The following is a 21,380-nucleotide window of genomic DNA, read 5'->3' as shown; positions in this document are numbered from 1 at the left end:
ATGAGATTTTTTTTGACCCTGGTTGGGTTTATCGTTTTGCTTTCGAGTTGTGATGTGAATCGTGTATATGAAAAGAACACGGATTTATCTGAGCGCATATGGTTGGAGGATTCTGTAGTGGAATTCGATGTGCGATTGGAAGACGCCTCCATGCCCTTCAACGTTTATGCTAATGTGCGGAATGGGAGTAGTTATCCATTTTACAACCTATACATGCAGTATGCTATTGTGGACTCTACAGGGCGAGAAGTGATAAAGAATCTTGAAAACTTAATCTTGTTCGAACCAAAAACAGGTGAACCATACGGAAGTGGTCTTGGAGATGTGTTTGATCATCAGATTCCAATTCTTAAAGGTTATTACTTCCCTGATGTGGGGACTTATAAAGTTCGAATGCAACAATACATGCGTCGTGATACTTTAGAGGAAATTTATTCTGTAGGAGTTCGTGTAGAACTTGCAGGGGTAGAAGACTAGGTCATTCCTTAAGTTCTTGTCTGACTAATTCCGATTTACGGTTTAGTATCTCAATGTTTTTAGCAATGTCTTTGCTCTGACCCCAGCGGATAAACATAACGATGACGCTTAGAATAAATCCTGTGTTCGATATGCCAGATCCGAATCCTACCACTCTGGTGTCCAGTTGTTCAATGTAGGATTGTCTTTGCATTTCGCTCAAAGGAGCTAAATCTGTAGCTACTTTCCAGGCACCATCTCGGGCAATGTTCATGGAGAAGTCCGAAAGTGCTTCATCGAGGTTTCCGGATAGCCAGTCAATGACTTTCATGAATGGCCATATTTCGGAGAGCTCGTCCTGCACTTGATTGACCAATGATCCTAACACAATATTGATTTTAAAAAAATCACCTCTTAGTGACTCAATTTTGTCTCCAGGACAGACTTCTGCTGCTGCAATGCCTAAGTCTAGATTGATGTGTGCATTCATTCCAAGAAACAGATGCTGAAGTACGATCAGTTTTTCATTCTTTCCCCCTTCAAATGCAAGTTTCCATGATTGAGTACAAGTGCCATGTTGAGCGAATTCCTCATAAGCATCCAGATATCTGTTGGCAAAAATGACGTCCAGGCGTTCCATTCGTTCATTGTCATCAAAATACCCTTCTGCAATATGATCTTTTACAGATTGTGTGACTTTCCTGTAAAGCGCTGGGAAATATCCAAGTGGGTTTTGTTTGGCAATTGACTCAGCGATAATTTCATCCAGTTTGCTGAGTACTTCATCAATAGTCTCACACATAACAGTTCAGTTATGTTCTAATCTAGTAAAATCAGCATATCAATCCGAGACTCTATGAATAAACTTTTCGAGCTTTTCATTTGCCTGGTCTCTATTTAGCCAATATTCTCTAGTGTAGAATTGTGTGTATGGCCAATTCATTTCCATGAAATGAGATTGCCTATAGCTATGAGCTTCTTTAGCCGAAAGTGTATCAAAGAAAAGATCATCGTCTGTTAAGATAAGCCCCTTAGGTTGCTGATTCTTGTTAATAGTGAGATCTGAGAATGGCAGCGTCTTCTTCACAGTAACATCTCCATAATCTCTTTCTAATAGGTTTCTTAAATACCAGTCTCTACTTCTGGATTGATTTTCCAGGCTATTTGGTTGCCAGTTGCCATCACTCACAGACTTAGCATATTGCAAATAGGCTTTGAGGAGTTTAGGGCCATCATTGGCTGTGTTTTCTGTATCCAGCTGATGAGGAAGCAGACTCGTGACGATGTATATTCTTTCTTTAGCTCTAGTGATAGCTACATTCAATCTGTTTTCCCCTCCCGCCTGATTTAGACTACCGAATCGTAGTTGCATTTTTCCATCTGCATCAGGAGCATAAGCTGTACTGAAAATGATGATGTCACGTTCATCTCCCTGTACATTTTCGATGTTTTTTACAAAGAGTGAGTCGGGAACAGTCAATTTACCGACGTCCATTTTCTCATCCAGTAAATCAAGAATAGTTGCCTGCTGTGTGACATTGAATGTAACAATGCCTATGGTTTTTTCCGGTGTTTTATTTTGAATGGTCTCTATTAAGTCAATTACAAGAGAGGCCTCCTTGAGGTTGCTGTTATTCTGCCAGACACCATCAGTTTTTAAATATTCTATCGCTGGCTTGCTAGCGGTTGCTTGATGGTATTCTGGAAGCAGCTTGAGCTGTCCTTTGTAGAAGTTCACATTAGAAAACTCGATCAACTCCAGTGACTTACTTCGGTAGTGCCCTCGAAGACTACTTTCTATCAAGTACTGTTTTGCTAAAGATAGTAGAGAGTCTACTTCCAATTCTGGAGTTTCGTCATCATCATCTTCCCACCTCACCCGGTACAGGTCATTAGGCTGTAGCTGTTTGTCATCACCTGCTATGACTACTTGTTTTCCTCTGTACATAGCTGGAATTCCTCTTTCAGCAAAGCACTGTGATGCCTCATCAAAGATGACCAGATCGAAGATTTCCTCCATAGGAAATATAGCTGAAGCCGATTCTGGAGATGCTAGCCAGCATGGAAGTAATGAGAAAATCTCCTCGTGAAATTGTGAGACCACTCTTCTAATAGGCCATATCTTTCTCCTTTTCGTTACCTGATGGTAGAGATCCTTATAAGTGACCAGGTTGTTGAGTCGATTGTATTCCAGGTTTTCATAGGTGCGCTCTCTTGATTTCAGTAGTAATATTTCCTGACTTACATTCTTTTTTTCATTAATAGCTTCTTGCAACTCCTGAGTTAAATGATCCAGCCTAAACGAAGAGACGGATCTTAAACTCGGGTATTTTATTTCAATATGATCAATCCACGCTAAAGCGAGACTGTTTTCGAATTTCTTAATGATTGCTTCATTACTAGATTCTTCTTCCAGCAGCGTGGAAATGATTTTTCGCTGTTCTGAGCTAAAGGCTAAATCAATTTTATGATATTCAACTAATGCGTCAAATTGCTCGGTGAGTTCTTTCGATACTTTTTCCTGTTCCACCTTACCCAGCAAAATGCTTCTGACCTGTTTTTCAGAAATATATCTACTCCACAACTGCATTTGTGTGGGTATTTTCTCCAGGAAGGTGATCAGTTTTCCTAAATGTGCTACATAATCGTGGCGGTCAAAGTTTTTAGCTGGGAGAATATCATTTAAAGTCCTAATAGATTTGGTTAGTAGAATGCACTTCAGGGCTAACTTTTGATAAAAGAACCAATTTTGTATATCAATCTTTCTGTATGTCTTTGGGAAGTCTTTGAGCCAATTGGTAGCTTCTATTTGAGAGACAATGTGCTCATAGTTGAGGCGATTGTCAATCTTATTCATCAAGATTTCAAGTCCTTCCTTATTGCCTTTAAGTTCATTCGAGACCAGAACTCTGGTGACAAAGATTTTGTCAGCAGAAAAAAGTCTCCATCTGATCCAGCTAAACAGCCCTTTCCTAGCTTTAATGGCGTGTTCCAGAGATTCCTGAAATCTACCTAGCTCTTCTGATTTTAATGAAATTTCCGCTCCTGGACCTTTAAAGCATTGAAGCAAAGTGCGTTCCATGGTGGAAAGCCACTGTTGATCCTCCTTTGGATCATTATCTATCATGTGCTGGTAATATTGATATACCAGATCGTTATCCAGGTTGGACTTTAGCTGACCCAGGTCTTCAATGTGTGTCAGGAAATGTAGGCAACTCTCAAAATCTAAAGGAGAAGCACTAAATGATTTTGATTCCTCTTTTAGTGTAGAATTGAAACCTTCGAGCTCATTGACAATATCTTTGATCTTGATGAGATCCTGAGTCGTAAAATCAGCAAATGAAGGTCCCTCATTCCAAAAGGATTCTTTTTGAGTGAATCGACGATGGTAGTCTAAGTATTGGGAGAGGCTTTTTAAGAATTCAGGGACTACATCATAAGTATACTGACGATATTCCTGGTTCAATGATATAGAAGGCTGATCCGGATTGGATGTTAGGTAGAGTTCCTTAATTGATTTACCGCATTCTTCTTCATCAAAAAGTGCTTTCTTGAATTCTTCTAATTCTTCAACTATCTGATCAATTTTTCTACTTGCCTGTATGAAACTACGTTCGAGCTGAATGGCATCAAAACCATTGTTTTTTTGCCTGTAATCATCCAGGCTATCTACCTGACGTGCAATTTGCTCAAAAATGCTCTTGCGGTCATTCTTGAAATCATGCACCAACCCTATAAAGTCGTGGAGTTCCTGTTTTTGCAGGCGTTGGTAAACCACATCCAGAGCAGCTCTCTTTTGGCATACGAGTAATACGTTTTTCCCTCTAGCGATGTAATCACTTATCAGATTGCATATCAATTGAGATTTTCCGGTACCAGGAGGCCCTTGTACGGTTAGTGAATTGCCTTTTTTTACCAGTTTCAATGCATGCTCTTGTGAAGCATCCATGTCGAATGGTGTGAATGTGGTTTCTTCTTTTACCTGATCAGAAAAGCGAATATTTTGATTCTCCTCTGGATCATCTTTTACTCTTGCACTGAAGAATTCAGAAATGTCCTTAATGGAGTTGTCTCCAAGCAATTTCATGTAATCTGGCATTAAGTAAGATCCAGCCTGAGGGAAAATACCCAATACGGCTTCTGGGTGAAGTTTGATGACTCCACTTTTTTCTAATGAATCGTATTGCGCTTTTTTATAGTTGCTAAAGACCTGCAGCTTATCCATGAAGTTTTGCTGGTTGAAATTGAGCTCCAGATTGCTCTCTTTCAATATTTCATAAAGCTGTGTTCGGAAAACCGTGCTGTCAGAGTCCAGGTCATTCAGTACAGCTTCTATCAATTCTTCATCCAGCTGTGTGTCATTGTAATGAGCATACCCTAAAAGGAATGTTTTATTTAAAGTGATGTTGACATCTTTGCGCTGCTCGAGATACCATGCTTGTTTTTCCCTGGTTAATGAAACCGGGAAGAATATTAATGGGCACCTTACTAGCGTGCCGTCACTGAACTTGCCTCTAACGAACGGCCATCCAACGTATAAGTCTTTAGCTCCTCTTTCTTGAAATATGAAGTTCTCGATTCTTGATATTTTACGAAGTTTCTGGCTGTTCGCATTGACAGTCGTATCACGAGCATCAAATTCATCACAAAGTTTGATTTTATCCTTTTTAGCAATCAATTGCTCTATGAGATGAAAACTAGGATGCCCAGCTGAAAAGTCAAGGTCATGCAAATCCAGAAATTGATCAGATATAAGTCGTAGTAATAAGAGAGATCGATTATTTCCGGAGAGATTGGTTAACCTACGTAAATAAGTCTTCAGTATTTTCTCCATAAGAAGTCCTTCACGGATTCAACGAAAGATAGGGATATATTTTTTTATAAATGCTGTCATTCAGAATCTTTATGGATTTAATCTGAGCAACAGAATCTAGTTGACCTCTTTGAACACGGTAGTTATAAATGGCCTTCGCTAAGTTGTAATCTATATATGGATGCTGGTAGAGGTGTTTCAATGAATCAGTATTCAAGTTTATTTTGACAAGATTGTTGGCTTCTATATAGGATTGATCTACTAGTTTTTCTATGACCAAACTATCTAAACCGTAAACGTCACGTAGTTGTTCGGTAGTATGAAATCCGCCTAGCCGATCTCTGAATTTTACTATTCTTTCAGATAAAACTGGACCTATTCCACGAATTGATTGTAATTTTTGTGCGTCTGCCTGATTTAAATCAAACTTCTTGATGGCTTCTACAGGGCGTTCAAACGATGGTTTGTCGGTTTCAGTGACTGCCCTTTCTTCAGGCAAATCAATGTAGCTCCAAAGGGAAGTGATTAATTCCTGATTAATGTCGTAGATTTTTCTCAGGTCTTTTTTGATTTCAAAATTTCCACCCTTAGTTCGATAAGATGTGATGTTGTGGGCTGATTTTGAGGTGAACCCTAGTCGCTGTAAATCTTCTTTGCTGGCCTGGTTTGGATTAAACTTAAATCGCTCAAATTCCTTCTTTTCTGAAATGGAAGGCGCTTTTTCTTTTTTTACTAGTGATTCTTCGATCTGTTTAGCCCATTGATCTAATTTATCTTGATCAGCAGTGAACCTTTTGTCTAAATTATTGGTAAACAATAGGAATAGTCTGGGAATAATCACAGTCAAGAGTAGAATTAGGATTAAGATGAGAGTGCCATTTGCCTCTGATCTGGTAAATCCAAGTGTATCAATAATCCACTGGCGAATGAGTCTTAGCATGAAACCGCTATTTAGAACCAAAATAAATAGATTTTATGATAAATGTCATTCGGTTCTTAAATCTTACGTTATTATTTTTGCAAACTATAAATTTTGAAGAGTAAGGTCTTAAGTAGATGTATAGCAACTTTAGAGCGATAGGTATTTCTTACAAGAACACTCCTTTGGATGTGCGAGAGGCAATTGCCTTTGATGAAAATCAAACGAAGCAATTTCTTGTGCAAGCTAAAGAAGTGCTTGGGTTGGAAGAAGCACTACTCTTATCTACTTGCAATCGCACTGAGATCTACTTTGTGGCTTCTGATGAAGTCTCGGAGAGACTTGCCTCATTTGTGGATGTTTTCCATGGTGTAAGTACATCAAATCCATCAGCTTCTTATTTCATTCAAATGAATCAGGAGCAGGCTACTCGCCACCTCTTCAATGTTTCACTTGGTTTGGAGTCAATGGTTCTCGGAGATATTCAAATCACTAATCAAGTGAAAAAAGCTTATCAGTGGTCTGCAGATGAGCAGATGGCTGGTCCATTCTTGCACAGATTACTTCACACTATTTTCTACACCAATAAGCGAATGGTGCAGGAAACTACTTTCAGAGATGGAAATGCATCAGTAGCATCTTCAGCGGTAAATGTGGTAGAGAAATTTATTGCTACCTACACTAATCCGAAAGTCGCTGTGGTAGGTCTTGGAGAAATCGGTGAGAATGTCGTAGAGAACTTGAAGAGCGTTAATGCTCAAGTTACATTGATTAACCGAACTCATGAAAAAGCTGAAAAGCTTGCTGAAGAGTTTGGGTTTGAAGTAGACTCATTGGATAATCTGGATCATGTTGTAAGTGATGCACATGTCATCATTAGTGCAGTTCAGGCTCCAAGTCCAATCATTACCGCTTCAATGCTGGAAGGAAATCATCACCCAAAAATGCTGGTGGACTTATCTGTTCCTAGAAGTATTGAAGATGCTGTAGAGTCTGTATCAGGTGTAATTCTTTATAATGTAGATCAGTTACAGCAGAAAGCTTCTGAGGCTCTGGAAAAAAGAAGGCAAGTAATACCTCAGGTAGAACAAATCGTAACAGAGAGCCTAAATGAATTCAATAACTGGTCTCAGGAGATGGAAGTGTCTCCAACGATTAAAAAATTAAAGCAGGCATTAGAGGATATTCGTCAGCAAGAAATGGCTCGTTACGTAGGTAAATTGAGCGATAAAGAAGCGAAGTTTCTAGAAAAGGCAACAAAAGGTATGATCCAAAAAGTGATCAAATTGCCTGTGCTACAGCTGAAAGCTGCTTGTAAGCGTGGTGAGGCTGAAACGCTTGTTGGTGTGCTAAATGACCTGTTTAATCTAGAAGAAGAAAAATCTCAATCGTCTAACTAGACTTCTTGAAATTTCCCGATTTATATTTGAGCATGCGCATAATCGTTTCATGCTACCTATTTTTTATTCTTTCCACATCCTCCTTTGCTGGTGATCTCAAAATCTATACTCTAGATGGTTTACAAGGTGTAGAGGACGCTGAAGGAAAAGTAGTCGTTCCTGCTATTTACGAAAGGCTGGGTTGGTCCAATGGCACTTCAGAGATTATCAACAAAACCATTGGTTTTTACGAAAATGGAAATTGGGGATTAATCAATATACGATCAAATAAGGTGGGTGACGCTGGCTTTAGAATTCTGGAACCATTCAATGAGTACCTTATTGAGGCTGGAAAAGTAACACCATATTCTAATGTGGTCAAGCGAGGGTTAATTGACGAGAAAGGAGATGTAATCATTGGATTTAACTATTTCACAATTGATGAAGTCTTTGCCGGAATTTATAAAGTGTCTGTTTATTCTAATGGAGATATATTTTTCGGATTAGTCAATAACGAAAAGGAGTTGATCGCTCCAATTCATGAAAATGTTAAGGTAGTTGGCAATTTTATTGTTGCCGGTAGCAAGGGGCTTACTCGTCAGGTATTCAAAAAGGATGGCTCTTTACTGATTGAAGATTGGGTAGATGAGTTTTCTAAGGTTGATGATGGGTATTTAGTTCGTAAAGAAGGTTATTATGGCAAACTTAATAGCGAGGGAGACTGGGTATTGCCCCTAGAGTATAAGTCTATTAATGGAAATGAAACTATTGCATTTCCAACATGGCAAGTAACCAACCTGACCAATATTGCTTTGAAAGAAGCTGTGATGGAAATCAGATGCGATTCCATCAGTTTAGAACCTCATCATGATATCCTAATTGCTCATGTGAATAACGCTGAGCACATCCTTGCAGCTAGTGACTTATTGTTCAATGATCAAAATAATTCTCTTAAGTCTATCCGAAATGGATTCCTGGTAACCAAGAATAATAAGACCCAGCAGTGGGGAATCTATAAAACCGATGGACGAGAAGTCGCTTTTGGGTTTGACTCAGTAGCTGTGGATAGTCTCTATTTCTATACCGAGTCTAAAGGTGACTGGGATGTATACAATATGTTTGGGAGGAAGATCAATGAAAGACCGTTTCAGTCTGTATCCTATGCATCTAACAGAAATGTACCAGTAAAGAAAAATGATTACTGGGGATGGCTTGATTTTAGAGGTAATGTAATGCTGAATTATACTTTCGACAAAGTTGAAAAAACGTTTAGCTCCAATCATTTTTTAGCCAAAAATTACGGTGCCTGGGGAGTAAGTAATTTTAATGGTGATTGGCTGGTCTTGGCAGAATATGACAGTATATATTGTTATGATCGATTCTATGTTGGACAAAAAGGAATGGCTACCTACGTTATTAACGAACAAGGAGAGGTAATACAGGGGGTGCCATTCGAGACAAGGCCAAAAGAATTCCTGGAACTGGTCGACGGTGATCGTTATGGTGCAATCACATCAAGCGGTCACTACGTGCATCCAATATACAAGGACATCAATGTGTTGGGAGAATACTATGTGCTTCTTGATAGTGCGTATGCCACGTTAATTCATTCTTCAGGTCGGGTGATTGTAACACCAGATGATGAAATACAAGATGTGTTTGGCTTTTCAGAAGGCTATTTCCATGTATTGAAAGACGGAAAACATGGTTTTATTGATGTAAATGGAAAGCTCCGAATTGCCAATCGGTATGATGCCGCTCAGCCATACAGTGAAGGACTGGCTCCTGTTCAGTTATTAGGTAAGTGGGGATTTATTGATAAGGCTGAGGTATTGAAAATTCAGCCCTTCTATCGCTATTCTAGTACTTTTGTAAATGATTTGGCGATTATTCAAAGTGAAGATAACTACGGAATAATCACTCCTGCTGGTAAAGAGATAGTTGAGGTCATCTGGAAGAATATTGAACGATTATCTACAGGGAACTACAAGATAGAAGACTGGGATCAAAAGTCTGGACTATGTGATATCAATGGGCGTTTTATCATTAGGCCTAATTATGATACTATCATTGATACGAACCAAGAATTGATCATAGCATCTAAGAATGGTCTCAAAGGGGTCATGGACTATCAAGGATACACTAAACTTCCATTTGAGTATAGTGAAGTGAAAATAAAAGGAGAATACCTGATACTTCAAAAAGCTAATTAACCAACGATAACAGTTGTCAAGGAGTCCTTATCAAAGTATTTGTTAGCCACCTGTAGTATGGTGTCTGCATTGATGCTTTGAATTGCATCAAAATAGCTGAAGTAGTAGCTTGTCTCCAATCCGTCCAAAACCAGGGATTTGATCATGTTATGTGAACTAAATGGTGAGTCAAAGGAGGTTAAGAACTTTCCTTTCATATAGTTGGTCACCATATTAAGCTCTTGATCTGATACAGGTTCAGTTTGAAGCGTTTTTATCTCCTTATGAATTTCTTCTAGTGCCAGATCTACTTTGTCTAACAATACTTCCGAGCCAATAGACCAGTATGAAGATTGCTGTAGATGAAGGATGCTGGAATGAATGCCATATGTCAGTCCTTTTTCTTCACGAATATTCTTCATCAATCGAGATCCGAAATATCCACCTAGAATTTCATTGGTGATTTTGAAGTTGTGAATATCAGGGTTCTTTCTGTTGATAATGAGTTTGCCTAACCTAATGCTCGCCTGCGTACTACCATCCTTTTTTATTCTCTCAGAACCAACAGGATTAATGACATAGGATTCGCTTTGCACAGAGTCAGAGAAATTGATGGTGCTTAGCTTATTAGTAAGTATAGAAAGCTCTTTATCTGTAATTCTTCCTGTTAAGAATATGGTAGGTTTGGATAGTGCTGCATTTTGAAATGCAATGACATCCTGAATAGAAACCTCCTTAGCTTGTTCAATACTTACTTTTCTCCCATATGGGTGATCTGCTCCGTAAAGTGCTTCTCTAAACTTTAGACTAGCGAAAACGTTGTTCTTAGCTTCTTGCTGCTTGATTTGCTGAACACGAATCTGCTTGAGAATATTAAATTCATGTTCAGGAAAATTGCTGTCGGCAAGCAAGTGACAAAAAAGATCCAGAACTTCTTCAAAAAACCTACTGAGTGTGTAAAGCTTGATGCTTACATGATCTAGCGTAGGAGTGATCTCCAAATGGCTTCCGAAGAAGTCAAACTTTGATGCTATTTCTTCAGAAGTATACTTGGTAGTACCTTCTGTTAGCATTTTGAAAAGATAATAGGCCAACCCAGAAGAAGGTTCCTGATATCTACCTACAGGAATAATTAATTCAAGTAATACAACGTCCTGTTTGCCTTGATTGAGTACATAGGCCTCCAGTTCATTGTTAAGTTTTACTTTTTCTACAGTAGGTAAATTGGGTCTGTCTATTTCAACAGCAGCAGGCGCCTGAGTTCTATCCATCAGTTGGGTCTTCATCTTTAGTGTCAAAGCTAAACACAAAAGATAGTCTTAAGGTGTCTCCAAGTGGATGATTCTGATCTCTTGGTACTAAATAAGAAAAATCAATCTCAAATACCTGATATTTAAAGCCAAGACCAGCAGTAAAGTATTTTCTATCACCTTTGTTTTTGCTCTCATGGAAATAACCTGCTCTTACCGCAAACACGTCTCTGTACTTATATTCAAGGCCTGTAGAGATCATGATTTCTTGCATTTCCTCTGAGAATCCGTTTGGAGCATCAGTGAAAGAACCAAATGCACCACTTAACAATGGTCTGTTAGGGTCTTTACCTTTGAGGATAATCGGCTCACCATTAGCATCGTACTGTATTTGGCCATCGTCATCCAATTGATAAAAAGGAGGAGTTGGAACCAAAAGTTTATTGAAGTCAACCAAAAGTGTGATGCTGTTGTATGGATCTATGTTTGTCTTAAATCCTGATCCTAACCTCAAATTAGTCGGGATGAAGTCCTCATTAGAATCATTACTATAGGTTATTTTTTGTCCGAAGTTAGACAGGTGTGCGCCGAATGATAACTCTGCATTTTTGCCATTGAATACCAACTCTTTGTTGTAGTAGAATCCTAAGTCGATAGCTACAGAAGTACCTGCTTTTGCGTCTGGAGCACCTGTGATGTTTCCGGAAAGATTTGACCAGATATATCTGATAGTACCACCTATACCGATGTTTTCTGAAAGTTTTCGTGAGTATGTTGCATCAAATGCTGCTTCTCTTGGATTCTCTAAACCTAGAGGTTCTGCGTTCGCATCTGTAAGCTGAATTTCTCCTAAATCAAAATAACGAATAGTTGCACCAATGGTCTGTACTCGGTCTATCTTCTTGTAGAACGTTAGGTAGTTCAGAGACATGTCATCAACTATGTTTCCTAGCCATGGTGAATAGGAGAAAGAGAAACCAAGGTCATCTTCAATGAAAGCTAATTTGGCATTGTTCCAGTGAACACTGTATGCATCTGGTGAACTAGCTACGCCGGCATCACCCATTGCAGCGCCTCTACTATCTGGAGCAAATCCAACGAAAGGCACAGCTACTGTGATCGGGTTACGAGATGTATCCTGACCTGAAAGTATAGGTGCGTTTGATTGCGCATTAGCAAAAAACGGAGCAACAAATGCTAGAAACCAAAATGACTTCTTAAGATGTAAATTCATCGAGCAAAAATTTAAGGTGGCAAAGATAGTTAATTAATGATTACTAGACGTTTAACTATTTCATTGGTAGCATCATCCAGTGTACTAGTTACTTTTAGCCTGTATAAGTATATTCCTTTATCCAGACCGCTGCCCTGAAAATTAGACATGCGCATGGTTAAATAATCAATTTTGCGAGAACTACTGTCAACAGTATAATCCAATTGATTCACCATTTGACCATGTAGGTTGTATAGCATAAGATTAATTTCCAGTTGTTCGTCTTCTCTGTCATGCTCAAAGCTGAAAGTAGTGAGACCATCTGAGCTCACCGGGTTAGGGTAGTTCATCGCATTGAAGAGTTTCAGAGTAGGTTGATCTGATACATAAAACTCAACTGTCTTCTCACTGAAATTATTGTATGTGTCAGAAACTTTTAATTTAGCTGTGTATTTTCCTGGACTTAAGTTTTGAAGTGGGAAAACCACATGACCTTTTTTATAAGTATCTAATTCTGCAGTGTAGAATTCGTTTAGAGGTATCGGCTCGTCATTATTCAATTGTAAAGTAATACCATCACCAAAGCCATTATTCGAAATATTGATTCCATTTTGATCGCTCAGTTCAGCAATAAATAGGCTATTTGCACCCACTGTATGACCAGATTTGAAAGATGGTTCGTTCAGGTATAGCGATATTTCTGGAGGTGTTTGATCATTAACTAACTGACTTGTTGTTCCCCCCAATACAAAATTTCTGGAGGAGTAAGAAGCATCTGTAAATCCTACTTGATTTGAAGCGTAGATCGTTATTTTACCCTGTTGATATTTATAGGAGATGTTTTTTGGTAAGATTATTTCGGCATTGAATGTGCCGTTAACCACTGAAAATTCACCTCTATAAAGTGCATTTGTTTGCTCCTCAAAAGTATATGGATCGCTTTCATCTCCAAGAGTTGTTTTGCTTTGTGGAATATCCCAGATAGTTACTGTGGCAGTTCCGGTAAAATCTTCTACCAGTATATCTCCATCTTGTACCTTTCCAGAAAGAGTGAATACTTCTAAAGCACTTAAGGTATCTTGTTCAGATTGGAATTGATCAAGAATAATGTCATGTTCAGGATAATTCAAGCGGAGCATTGGATCACCCAGTAATGCGAAATTTCTATTGATTGGTCCGCTAAGACTTTCGTTTTTTGCATGTCTGATCACGTCTCCCAGTCTAGGGTATGCTCCATCAACTTTTCTAAACAGATTTTCATGAATAGCAATGTTTACTGGCTCATTGGTATGAGCATAAACAGGTCTTGTTGTGGTTATTAATGCAATAGCTCCTCCGTTGGCACTGCTTAGTAATAATTCAGCTCCTGAGTCTCTTATCGGGTTGTCATATTGGCCAAACTCACAAGTAGCTGTCACAAATAAAGGGAGCTTGTGTCGATTACTTAGTCCTCTAATGATATTGAGATCTATTGCTAATTCCGTTCTGTGTGTGAGTTGGAGATAATTCCCATGACCGATGTAATTAAACATTAAGACACCGTCCTTAATAGTATTGATAACGTCACTGGAAACAGGAGAATCTGGACCTGGTTCTACATCTTGATTGTACCTGTCCAAATACAGTTTCTTAATGCTGTATTGAGAGTAATCTTTGTCAATGATGCTTGAAAAGCTCTCTGCTTGACGAATATGCTCGTTGCGATCACCATCATCCACGAGATAGGCTATTTGTTGGCGCCATTTGCCAAGCGCCTGCTGAGCAGTTTTGTATCTAATGATTTTGGCTACCATGTTATCTGCTTCCTCCTGGGTTTTGGCAGGAAGACGGCCGACTCCTATTTCTAAAGTGTGGTCTTGATAAGGCTCTTCAAAGAAAACTGTGTTGTTTCTTAGCTTTCCCTCACTCCATTCACCTTCATCGTCTTCCATAAAACCATAGTAATCATCTGATGAGTGACTAAAGATGTTGTGTGCAGACTCTCTTGATTCATATATTGGAACGTAGTTGGTATTGTTTGGGAGAATGTATTTGTAGTCATATGACGCATCGCCAAATAGAAGTACATATTTTAAGTTTCCTCCTTGATCGTAACAGTATTTGAAGAAATCACGAATGGCCGATATGTCTTGACCTCCAGAATTGAACTCATTGTAAACCTGATACGTAGTAACGAGACCAACAGACATCCCGTCATAAGACTCGTGAAAAGCTGCTAATTTTCTTGCTTGGCTTAGAAACTTTGGATGAGTTACAATTATTGCTTCTGATGATGCCAGACCTTTAATGTTCTGGTTTGAGATACTTCCGAAGTTTACAGGAGTAGGAAAATCAGAACCCTTGAAAACGGCTAACACATATTCATCACTAGAGTTTGTGACAACTCCATTGCTCACAGGAAGCCTTGTGATATCATTTAAATTAGTGACATCCCACACTTCATTGTTGTCACCTATTGTCCAGTTGTATTGTTTTCCTGGAGATGAATGAATAATGTTTTGCTTATCAGCAAATGTTGATTCCAACCCCAAAATGAAATAGTCGAGGAAACCGATCGAGTTAGACGCAGGTGAATTATACCTGAGTTTAAGATCTAATGAACTTCCATTTATAGTCGAACTGAAGAAGTCTTTGCTGTACTTCTGCTTTTGGCTATAAGTGGCTCCAGTTACTGAGTCAATTTCAACTTGCCCTATTAGGTTCCCATTTACCTCAATATCAAAAAAACATGGGCTTAGCGATTCTGCAGAAAATGATGTCCAAATATTCAATCGACCAGTATTGTTCGCAACATCGTAGTTGAAGTTCATGAGGGGATTGCTATTAGTAACTCCCATACTTACCCAGATTCGACCAGATTGTAATTGATTGTACTCATCTATTTCATGTCTGATCAATTTTTGGTAGGTATCTCTACTTTCCGCTGCGCTGGTTCTGGCAGTAGCGTTGGTAATTCTTTTACCCGGTTCCCCATCATAGGTCAAAAGAAAATAAAGGGTATCAGAATACAGGTTGTGTTCATAGTTGACTTGACCTAGACTGTCCAGTAGTAATTTATCAGGTCCTTGACTGTAGAATAAGAAGTAGTCGTTTTGATCTAAACTTCCGTCTGAGGTTCCGTATCCAGCAATTGGGATTTCAATCGGATCAAATGGCCGATCAACTGAATTGGCCTGAGGAAGCATTCCACGAAAGCCATGATTATAAACTTTAATAGTTGCTGGATCAACCGAGGCTGGGACTCCAAGTTCTCGTATAAAGGATTGGTCCAGTTTGTAAATGCCTTCAGTAGTGGTTCCGATTTTGATCCAACTGCCATTAGAGAGCACACTTTGCCCATAAGACAGACATGCTATCAGTAGTAAAGTTGGTGATAATAGCCATCGCATACTCATGAAAACGGAAACCGTGATTAATTATTTTGTAACCTAAACGACCTTTTTGGAGATAAAATTCCCAATCAACGAAAGCAGTATGTAAACCGGAATAATGAATGGGAGTGCATTAATCCCAAATATAATCCCTAAAATAACGATAGATACAATTAGTATGAAACGAAGTTCATTTCCTTTCCAACCGAACGATTTAAACTTTAAAGCAATCATGGGGACATTTGCTACAAGTAAAAAACTGGAAACTGTGATGATAACGATGGTTGCAATCAATGTGATTTCCCAGTTGGCAGGTAAAAAGCTCAATGAGGCAATCATGATCGTATTTGCAGGTGTAGGCAACCCGATAAATTGATCAGACTGTCGATCGTCTACATTGAATTTTGCCAACCTTACAGCAGAAAATGCGGCAATCAATAACCCATAATAAGGTAGGTTTTCGATGTTGGTTTGACCTTCTAATACTCTGAACATGTACAATGCAGGTACCAGACCAAAGGAAACCATATCTGCCAACGAGTCCAACTCTTTCCCAATTATAGATTGTACTTTTAACATGCGAGCGGCAAACCCATCAAAGAAGTCAAATAATGCTGATACCAGCACGAAATAGATAGCCAAATCATAATCGGCGCGAATGATGAAAATAGCGCCGATACCTCCTGTAATTAAGTTCAGGCATGTTAGAGTGTTGGGGATGTGCTTTTTCATGCTCTCACGAACGGATTATTGTGTTTCTCATGACCAATAGTGGTGCTTGGACCATGACCTGGGAATACTTCAATCTCCTCTTCTAATGTATACAGCTTGTTTTTGATGTTGTCCAAAAGTTGGCTGTGATCACCACCTGGCAAGTCCGTACGTCCAATGCTTTCTCTAAACAATACGTCACCACCAATGATGATTTTTTCAGCTTCATTGTGAAATACCAAATGACCTGGAGAGTGACCAGGGCAATAGATGCTCTGAAGTTTTGTATTTCCAAATTCTATCACCGCATCATCTTCCAACAACAAGTCTGGCTCTTCATACGTGAATCCTGTTATTCCCCACTGAGGAGCATAAGCTGTTACAGCACGATAACTGTCTGCCTCACCTTTGGGAATCCAAAGTGGACACTTGTAATATGTTTTAGTGACATAATTGCCTAGTACATGGTCAATGTGGCAATGTGTATTCACAATTGCTTTTACTTTCAAGTCTTGAGAGTGTATGAAACGCTTTAATTCATCTATTTCATATGACTCATAACACCCTGGGTCAACGATTATAGCTTCTTTGGTGTCATCCCATAAGATGTATGTGTTTTCATAAAATGGGTTAAACACTAGAGATTTTAACTTCATAGTTGAATATTCTAATCCTATATTTCGTTGCAAATTTGTGGAAAATAAGTCAAGGCATTGGAAAAAGTAAATTATTTGATTGTTGGCCAGGGTATTGCTGGTAGTTTGTTGGCAGTAGAGTTGATTCGTGGAGGCCAAAAGGTGATGGTGATCAACCATGAAACAGAGAATACCTCTTCAAACAAAGCAGGAGGTCTTTACAACCCAATTACTGGACGCAAGATGGTGAAAACATGGTTGGCCGATTCCTTATTTCCAGGATTAGAAGCTTATTATGGGCAATTAGAAAATGAGCTAGACGCACGGTTTTTGTATCCGATGACTATTTATCGGCCATTTTATGGTCATGAAGAGCAAAATGATTGGGCTGCTAAATGTGATGAACTTGCTTACCAACCATATATAAAAGAAATCCATGGTGGGAGCATTGGCGTAGATGGGGTTGTGGATGATTTTGGAGGTTTAGAATTGAATTATTGCGGCTATGTGAATTTGCCAGATATGATTTTGGCCATTCGACAGGAGCTGATCAATAAGGGGTGTTACAGCAATGAAGTGTTTGATCATCAACAAATGGAAGTTGATAACGGCGTTAAGTACAAGGAGTATGAAGCGGAAAATATCGTTTTCTGCGATGGGCCAATGGTGGTTGATAACCCGTATTGGAATCATTTGCCGTTCAAACTGGTAAAAGGTGAGGTTTTGAACATTGATGCCTCATTGCCAGTTGATAAGGTGATCAATAGAGGTGTTTTTATTCTTCCGAAAAATGGACGGCATAGTGTGGGTTCTACCTATGAACATAACCATTTAAGTTACGTTCCTTCAGAAAAAGGAATCAAAAACCTTGAAGATCGGTTAAGTAAGTTGTATCAGGGGAAATATGATATCATTAATGTGACTGCAGGTATACGGCCAGCTACTTATGATAGAAGACCATTTATTGGGAAACACCCAGAGCATCCAGAAGTAAGCATTTTTAATGGATTTGGAACAAAAGGAGTGTCTTTGGTTCCATATTTTGCTGGCCAATACGTAAATTACCTTTTACAGGGAGGCGAGCTTATGCCAGAGGTGGATGTTACGAGAGTGAAACTATGAGGAAACTTTTAATTGCTATAATTGTGATTTTAGGCAGTACAAGTGCATTTGCACAGTACTACCATACCCAGTTTGGTCATAATCGCATTCAATATAAACGCTTTGATTGGTATTACTATTCCACCAACAACTTTGAAGTTTATTACTATCCTGGAGGACAAGAGTACGCTAAGGAGGCACTTCAATACCTGGAAGATGAATTTGTAGACCTAACCGATATACTTGGATACGCGCCTTACACAAAGACAAAAATCTTTATTTACAATTCAACCCAGGAGTTACAGCAAAGTAATATTGGGATCGGAGGAGATGTATTTACCATAGGAGGTAAGACTGATTTTGTTAAACTTCAAATAGAATTAGCTTATCCAGGGAAGTCCGATCAGTTCAAGAAGGATATCATGTATCATATGTCAGAGATGCTGATTGATGACATGATGTTTGGTGGAAGTCTGGCTGAGATTTTCCAAAATTCATATTTGCTCTCTCTTCCTGAGTGGTTCATCGAAGGTGCCGCCAGATATTTAGCATATGGGTGGTCTAGTGAAATGGATGATTACGTTCGTGATTATCTAGGCGATAAAAAAGTCAATAAGCTCGTAAAGATTCAAAATGAAGAAGCGGCAATCATTGGTCAGTCTATTTGGAATTATATCGCGCTGCAATATGGGAATAGCAATATTTCAAATGTTCTCAATCTTACCCGAATCATTCGAAACGAAGAAACAAGTATTTCTAACACATTGGGAATCACCTTCAAGCAGTTTTTAGCCGATTGGCAAAATTTCTACTTGTTTCAAAAACAAGAAATTCAAGAGAACTATAAACTCCCAAACATTGACAATGAAGTTGCTGGATACAACAGTGATGAGATCGTTCTAAATCATGTAAGGGCAAATGCGGATGGTACTAAGCTGGCCTACACCTATCATAAAAACGGGAAATACAAGGTCAATGTACTTGATGTGGAATCAGGCAAAGAAATCACAATAGCTAATGGAGGGTATCTGATGAACTCTCAAGAAGTGGACTATCATTTGCCTCTAATTGATTGGCAGGATAATGAAACAGTAGGTGTGCTTCTTTACAAGAGAGGATATCTGTATCTGAATAGCTACAATATTGAGACCAAAAAGAAGCTTCAAAAACCTTTGAGTAGATTTAGACAGGTGGAGAGCTTCTCTTTTAATGACAATGGAAAGCTAGCTGTTATTAGTGGCGATGTAGGAGGTCAAAATGACTTATATCTTATTTCGATGCGACGCAATGCCATCAAGCGAATTACAGATGATTTGTACGATGATATTGACCCTGTATTCATTCCTGGCACTTCGACGATCATTTTTAGCTCCAACCGAGTAAACGATTCTATTGATGTAGCTAAAATTCAACTGGAAGATGTTCCAGATAGGTACAATCTGTTCTTGTATAATTTAGATACTACAACCACTAAGTTTAGCAGGTTGACCAATACCTACAGTGTGGATACCAAACCTTTTGTTAAGAATAAAAACGAGATCTTTTATTTAAGTGACCAAAAGGGAATTACCAATTTGTATAAGTATAATTTGCTTGATAGCACCTTCGTGCAGCTTTCAAATTTCCAATACGGTATTCAGGATTATGACATTTCTTTTAGTCCTGATCGGCTGAGTTATATGATGCTTAGAGATGGAAGACCAAGAGTTTATACTTCAGAGTATAATTTGGAGTCCCGGATGTTTACGCCACAGACGGCACGTCAGCGGCTGTTTCAGGCAAAGTTTTTAGCCAATCGTAATATCACTAAGAACGGAGAATCTAAGAAGGCAATACCGGATAAGGTCCAGCCAGTAGCGGATGTACTCGAAAATTCTGATTCTCTATTACTTCCTGATTCGTTTATCTTCGATGAAGATGAGCCTGATTCATCGGACGTAGAGAATATAGTCACTGAGATACCTGTGACTGAAGAAATAGATGAGGATTTCATTGATACTGATAATTATGTATTTGAAGATGAAAGAGCACCATCAGCAAGACAACAAGAACGGCCACAATTCAAACCTGAGTCTTTCTTTGCGAATTATAGAAAGTTAGAGAAGGAGTCTACCATTATTGGCCCAAGGGCATATGAACCCAGGTTTAGCTTTAACAATTTGATCACGTCTTTTGCAATTGATCCTATTCGCGGGTTCAGCTTCTTACTTGAAACTGAGATTAATGATATGCTGGAAAATCACCGATTGAATGGTGGAGTTTTAGCAAATACGGATTTGAAGACGGCTAATATTTATGGAGAGTATCAGTACCTAAAGTACTGGATGGATTTTCATGTGAGGTTTGAGAGGAATTCCTATCTGATAGATCCGAGTACACCTTTTTTGAGATCAAGATTGGAGGATGAGGTTATTCAAAAATATACCTTAAATCGTATCGAGTTTGCTGCGGCTTTACCACTTACAAATGTTTTCCGATTTGAGGTGTCACCTTTTTATGTGAACACCACTTTTAGAAATTTACATTGGGAGGCAGTAAGAAACATCAACCCAACTATTGACTTTGCTCCAGATAGTGAGGTCCAATATGGAGGTGTAAGGGGAGCAATGGTATTGGATAATACCATAGAAAAAGGCTTTAATAGTTACCAGGGAACAAGAGGGATAATAGAAATTGAACAATATCTTGGTGTTACTGACCCTTCTAAAAACTTTAGTAAGCTAAAGATTGATTTAAGGCATTATCAACGACTTCACAGAGAGCTGACATTGGCAGGGCGTTTGTTTTATGGGCGTTCCATGGGGCCAAATTCACAAAACTACCTCGTAGGAGGAATGCAAAACTGGGTATTCCAGAGTTTTGAAGACCAGGGGCAAGAAGATCCTTTGAAAGTTTCTAATGGTATAGATAATTCAAATCTGCTTTTCACCGAGTTCGTTACGAACTTAAGAGGATTTGATTACAATCAAATTTACGGTACAGATGCACTCGTATTCAACGCAGAGCTGCGACTGCCAATATTTAGATATTTTTCTAATGGTCCCATTTCTTCAGCCTTTTTAAGAAATTTCCAGGTAATCGGTTTTTATGACATAGGAACCGCATGGACTGGAAAACCTCCATTTACGAGGGAAAATAGTTCATTCACTAAAAAGTATCAGACATCCAACTTTACAGCTGAGCTTTCGAATTTCCAAAACCCGTGGCTTTCCAGTTACGGTATGGGAGTTAGAACAGTACTTTTAGGCTATTATTTGAAATTGGATATTGCTAAACCAGTTCGTGATTATCAAGTAGGAGATACCCGCGTGTACTTGACTCTCGGATTAGATTTCTAAAT

At 38.8% G+C, this 21,380-nt stretch carries 13 protein-coding genes; 5 read left to right on the top strand and 8 right to left on the bottom strand.

Annotation, left to right across the window (positions count from 1 at the left end):
• Positions 1 to 477 (top strand): gliding motility lipoprotein GldH, encoded by a 477-nt coding sequence (locus NXS00_RS17495; RefSeq protein ID WP_258100550.1) that lies wholly within the window; start codon positions 1 to 3, stop codon positions 475 to 477.
• Position 478: 1 nt separating this feature from the next.
• On the opposite strand, the gene NXS00_RS17490 is transcribed toward NXS00_RS17495, so the two are convergent.
• From NXS00_RS17490 to NXS00_RS17480, 3 genes are read right to left on the bottom strand one after another with little or no spacing between them, the layout of a single operon-like run.
• Positions 479 to 1,258 (bottom strand): DUF5995 family protein, encoded by a 780-nt coding sequence (locus NXS00_RS17490; protein ID WP_258100549.1) that lies wholly within the window; start codon positions 1,256 to 1,258, stop codon positions 479 to 481.
• Between the two features lie 39 nt (positions 1,259 to 1,297).
• Positions 1,298 to 5,290, bottom strand: coding sequence for an AAA domain-containing protein (locus tag NXS00_RS17485; RefSeq protein ID WP_258100548.1), 3,993 nt, complete (start codon positions 5,288 to 5,290; stop codon positions 1,298 to 1,300).
• 10 nt (positions 5,291 to 5,300) lie between these two features.
• Positions 5,301 to 6,209 (bottom strand): ComEA family DNA-binding protein, encoded by a 909-nt coding sequence (locus NXS00_RS17480; RefSeq protein ID WP_258100547.1) that lies wholly within the window; start codon positions 6,207 to 6,209, stop codon positions 5,301 to 5,303.
• Between the two features lie 116 nt (positions 6,210 to 6,325).
• Between NXS00_RS17480 and hemA the strand changes: the two genes are divergently transcribed.
• On the top strand, positions 6,326 to 7,588 hold the full coding sequence (hemA, locus tag NXS00_RS17475; protein ID WP_258100546.1) for a glutamyl-tRNA reductase: 1,263 nt from the start codon (positions 6,326 to 6,328) through the stop codon (positions 7,586 to 7,588).
• A 32-nt stretch (positions 7,589 to 7,620) separates the two neighbouring features.
• Positions 7,621 to 9,780 carry a WG repeat-containing protein gene (locus tag NXS00_RS17470; protein WP_258100545.1) on the top strand — a complete coding sequence of 720 codons (2,160 nt, stop codon included), beginning with the start codon at positions 7,621 to 7,623 and terminating at the stop codon, positions 9,778 to 9,780.
• Here the strand turns inward: NXS00_RS17470 and NXS00_RS17465 are convergent.
• The 5 genes from NXS00_RS17465 to NXS00_RS17445 are packed head-to-tail and all read right to left on the bottom strand — an operon-like array spanning position 9,777 to position 16,960.
• Entirely contained in the window at positions 9,777 to 11,045 is a 1,269-nt protein-coding gene (locus NXS00_RS17465; protein ID WP_258100544.1) for a M16 family metallopeptidase, read from the bottom strand. The genes NXS00_RS17470 and NXS00_RS17465 overlap by 4 nt on opposite strands.
• Entirely contained in the window at positions 11,023 to 12,243 is a 1,221-nt protein-coding gene (gene porV, locus NXS00_RS17460) for a type IX secretion system outer membrane channel protein PorV (protein WP_258100543.1), read from the bottom strand. Before porV ends, NXS00_RS17465 begins: the two co-directional genes overlap by 23 nt.
• Before the next feature lie 29 nt (positions 12,244 to 12,272).
• Entirely contained in the window at positions 12,273 to 15,611 is a 3,339-nt protein-coding gene (porU, locus tag NXS00_RS17455) for a type IX secretion system sortase PorU (protein WP_258100542.1), read from the bottom strand.
• Positions 15,612 to 15,650: 39 nt separating this feature from the next.
• Positions 15,651 to 16,325 carry a CDP-diacylglycerol--serine O-phosphatidyltransferase gene (gene pssA, locus NXS00_RS17450; protein WP_258100541.1) on the bottom strand — a complete coding sequence of 225 codons (675 nt, stop codon included), beginning with the start codon at positions 16,323 to 16,325 and terminating at the stop codon, positions 15,651 to 15,653.
• On the bottom strand, positions 16,322 to 16,960 hold the full coding sequence (locus NXS00_RS17445) for an MBL fold metallo-hydrolase (RefSeq protein ID WP_258100540.1): 639 nt from the start codon (positions 16,958 to 16,960) through the stop codon (positions 16,322 to 16,324). The genes pssA and NXS00_RS17445 overlap by 4 nt, the downstream gene beginning before the upstream one ends.
• Positions 16,961 to 17,017: 57 nt before the next feature.
• Here NXS00_RS17445 and NXS00_RS17440 point away from each other — a divergent pair, with 57 nt between their 5' ends.
• Together NXS00_RS17440 and NXS00_RS17435 are read left to right on the top strand one after the other, a co-directional pair.
• Positions 17,018 to 18,061: an NAD(P)/FAD-dependent oxidoreductase gene (locus NXS00_RS17440; RefSeq protein ID WP_258100539.1), complete on the top strand. Its 1,044-nt coding sequence runs from the start codon at positions 17,018 to 17,020 to the stop codon at positions 18,059 to 18,061.
• Positions 18,058 to 21,378 carry a TolB-like translocation protein gene (locus NXS00_RS17435; RefSeq protein WP_258100538.1) on the top strand — a complete coding sequence of 1,107 codons (3,321 nt, stop codon included), beginning with the start codon at positions 18,058 to 18,060 and terminating at the stop codon, positions 21,376 to 21,378. Before NXS00_RS17440 ends, NXS00_RS17435 begins: the two co-directional genes overlap by 4 nt.
• Positions 21,379 to 21,380: the final 2 nt, after the last annotated feature.

Origin of the sequence: Marinoscillum pacificum (genome assembly GCF_024714495.1) — a bacterium.
Lineage (GTDB): Bacteria > Bacteroidota > Bacteroidia > Cytophagales > Cyclobacteriaceae > Marinoscillum > Marinoscillum pacificum.
Note: the sequence above shows the minus strand (reverse complement) of the source record. Positions and strands in the feature narration are given on the sequence as shown.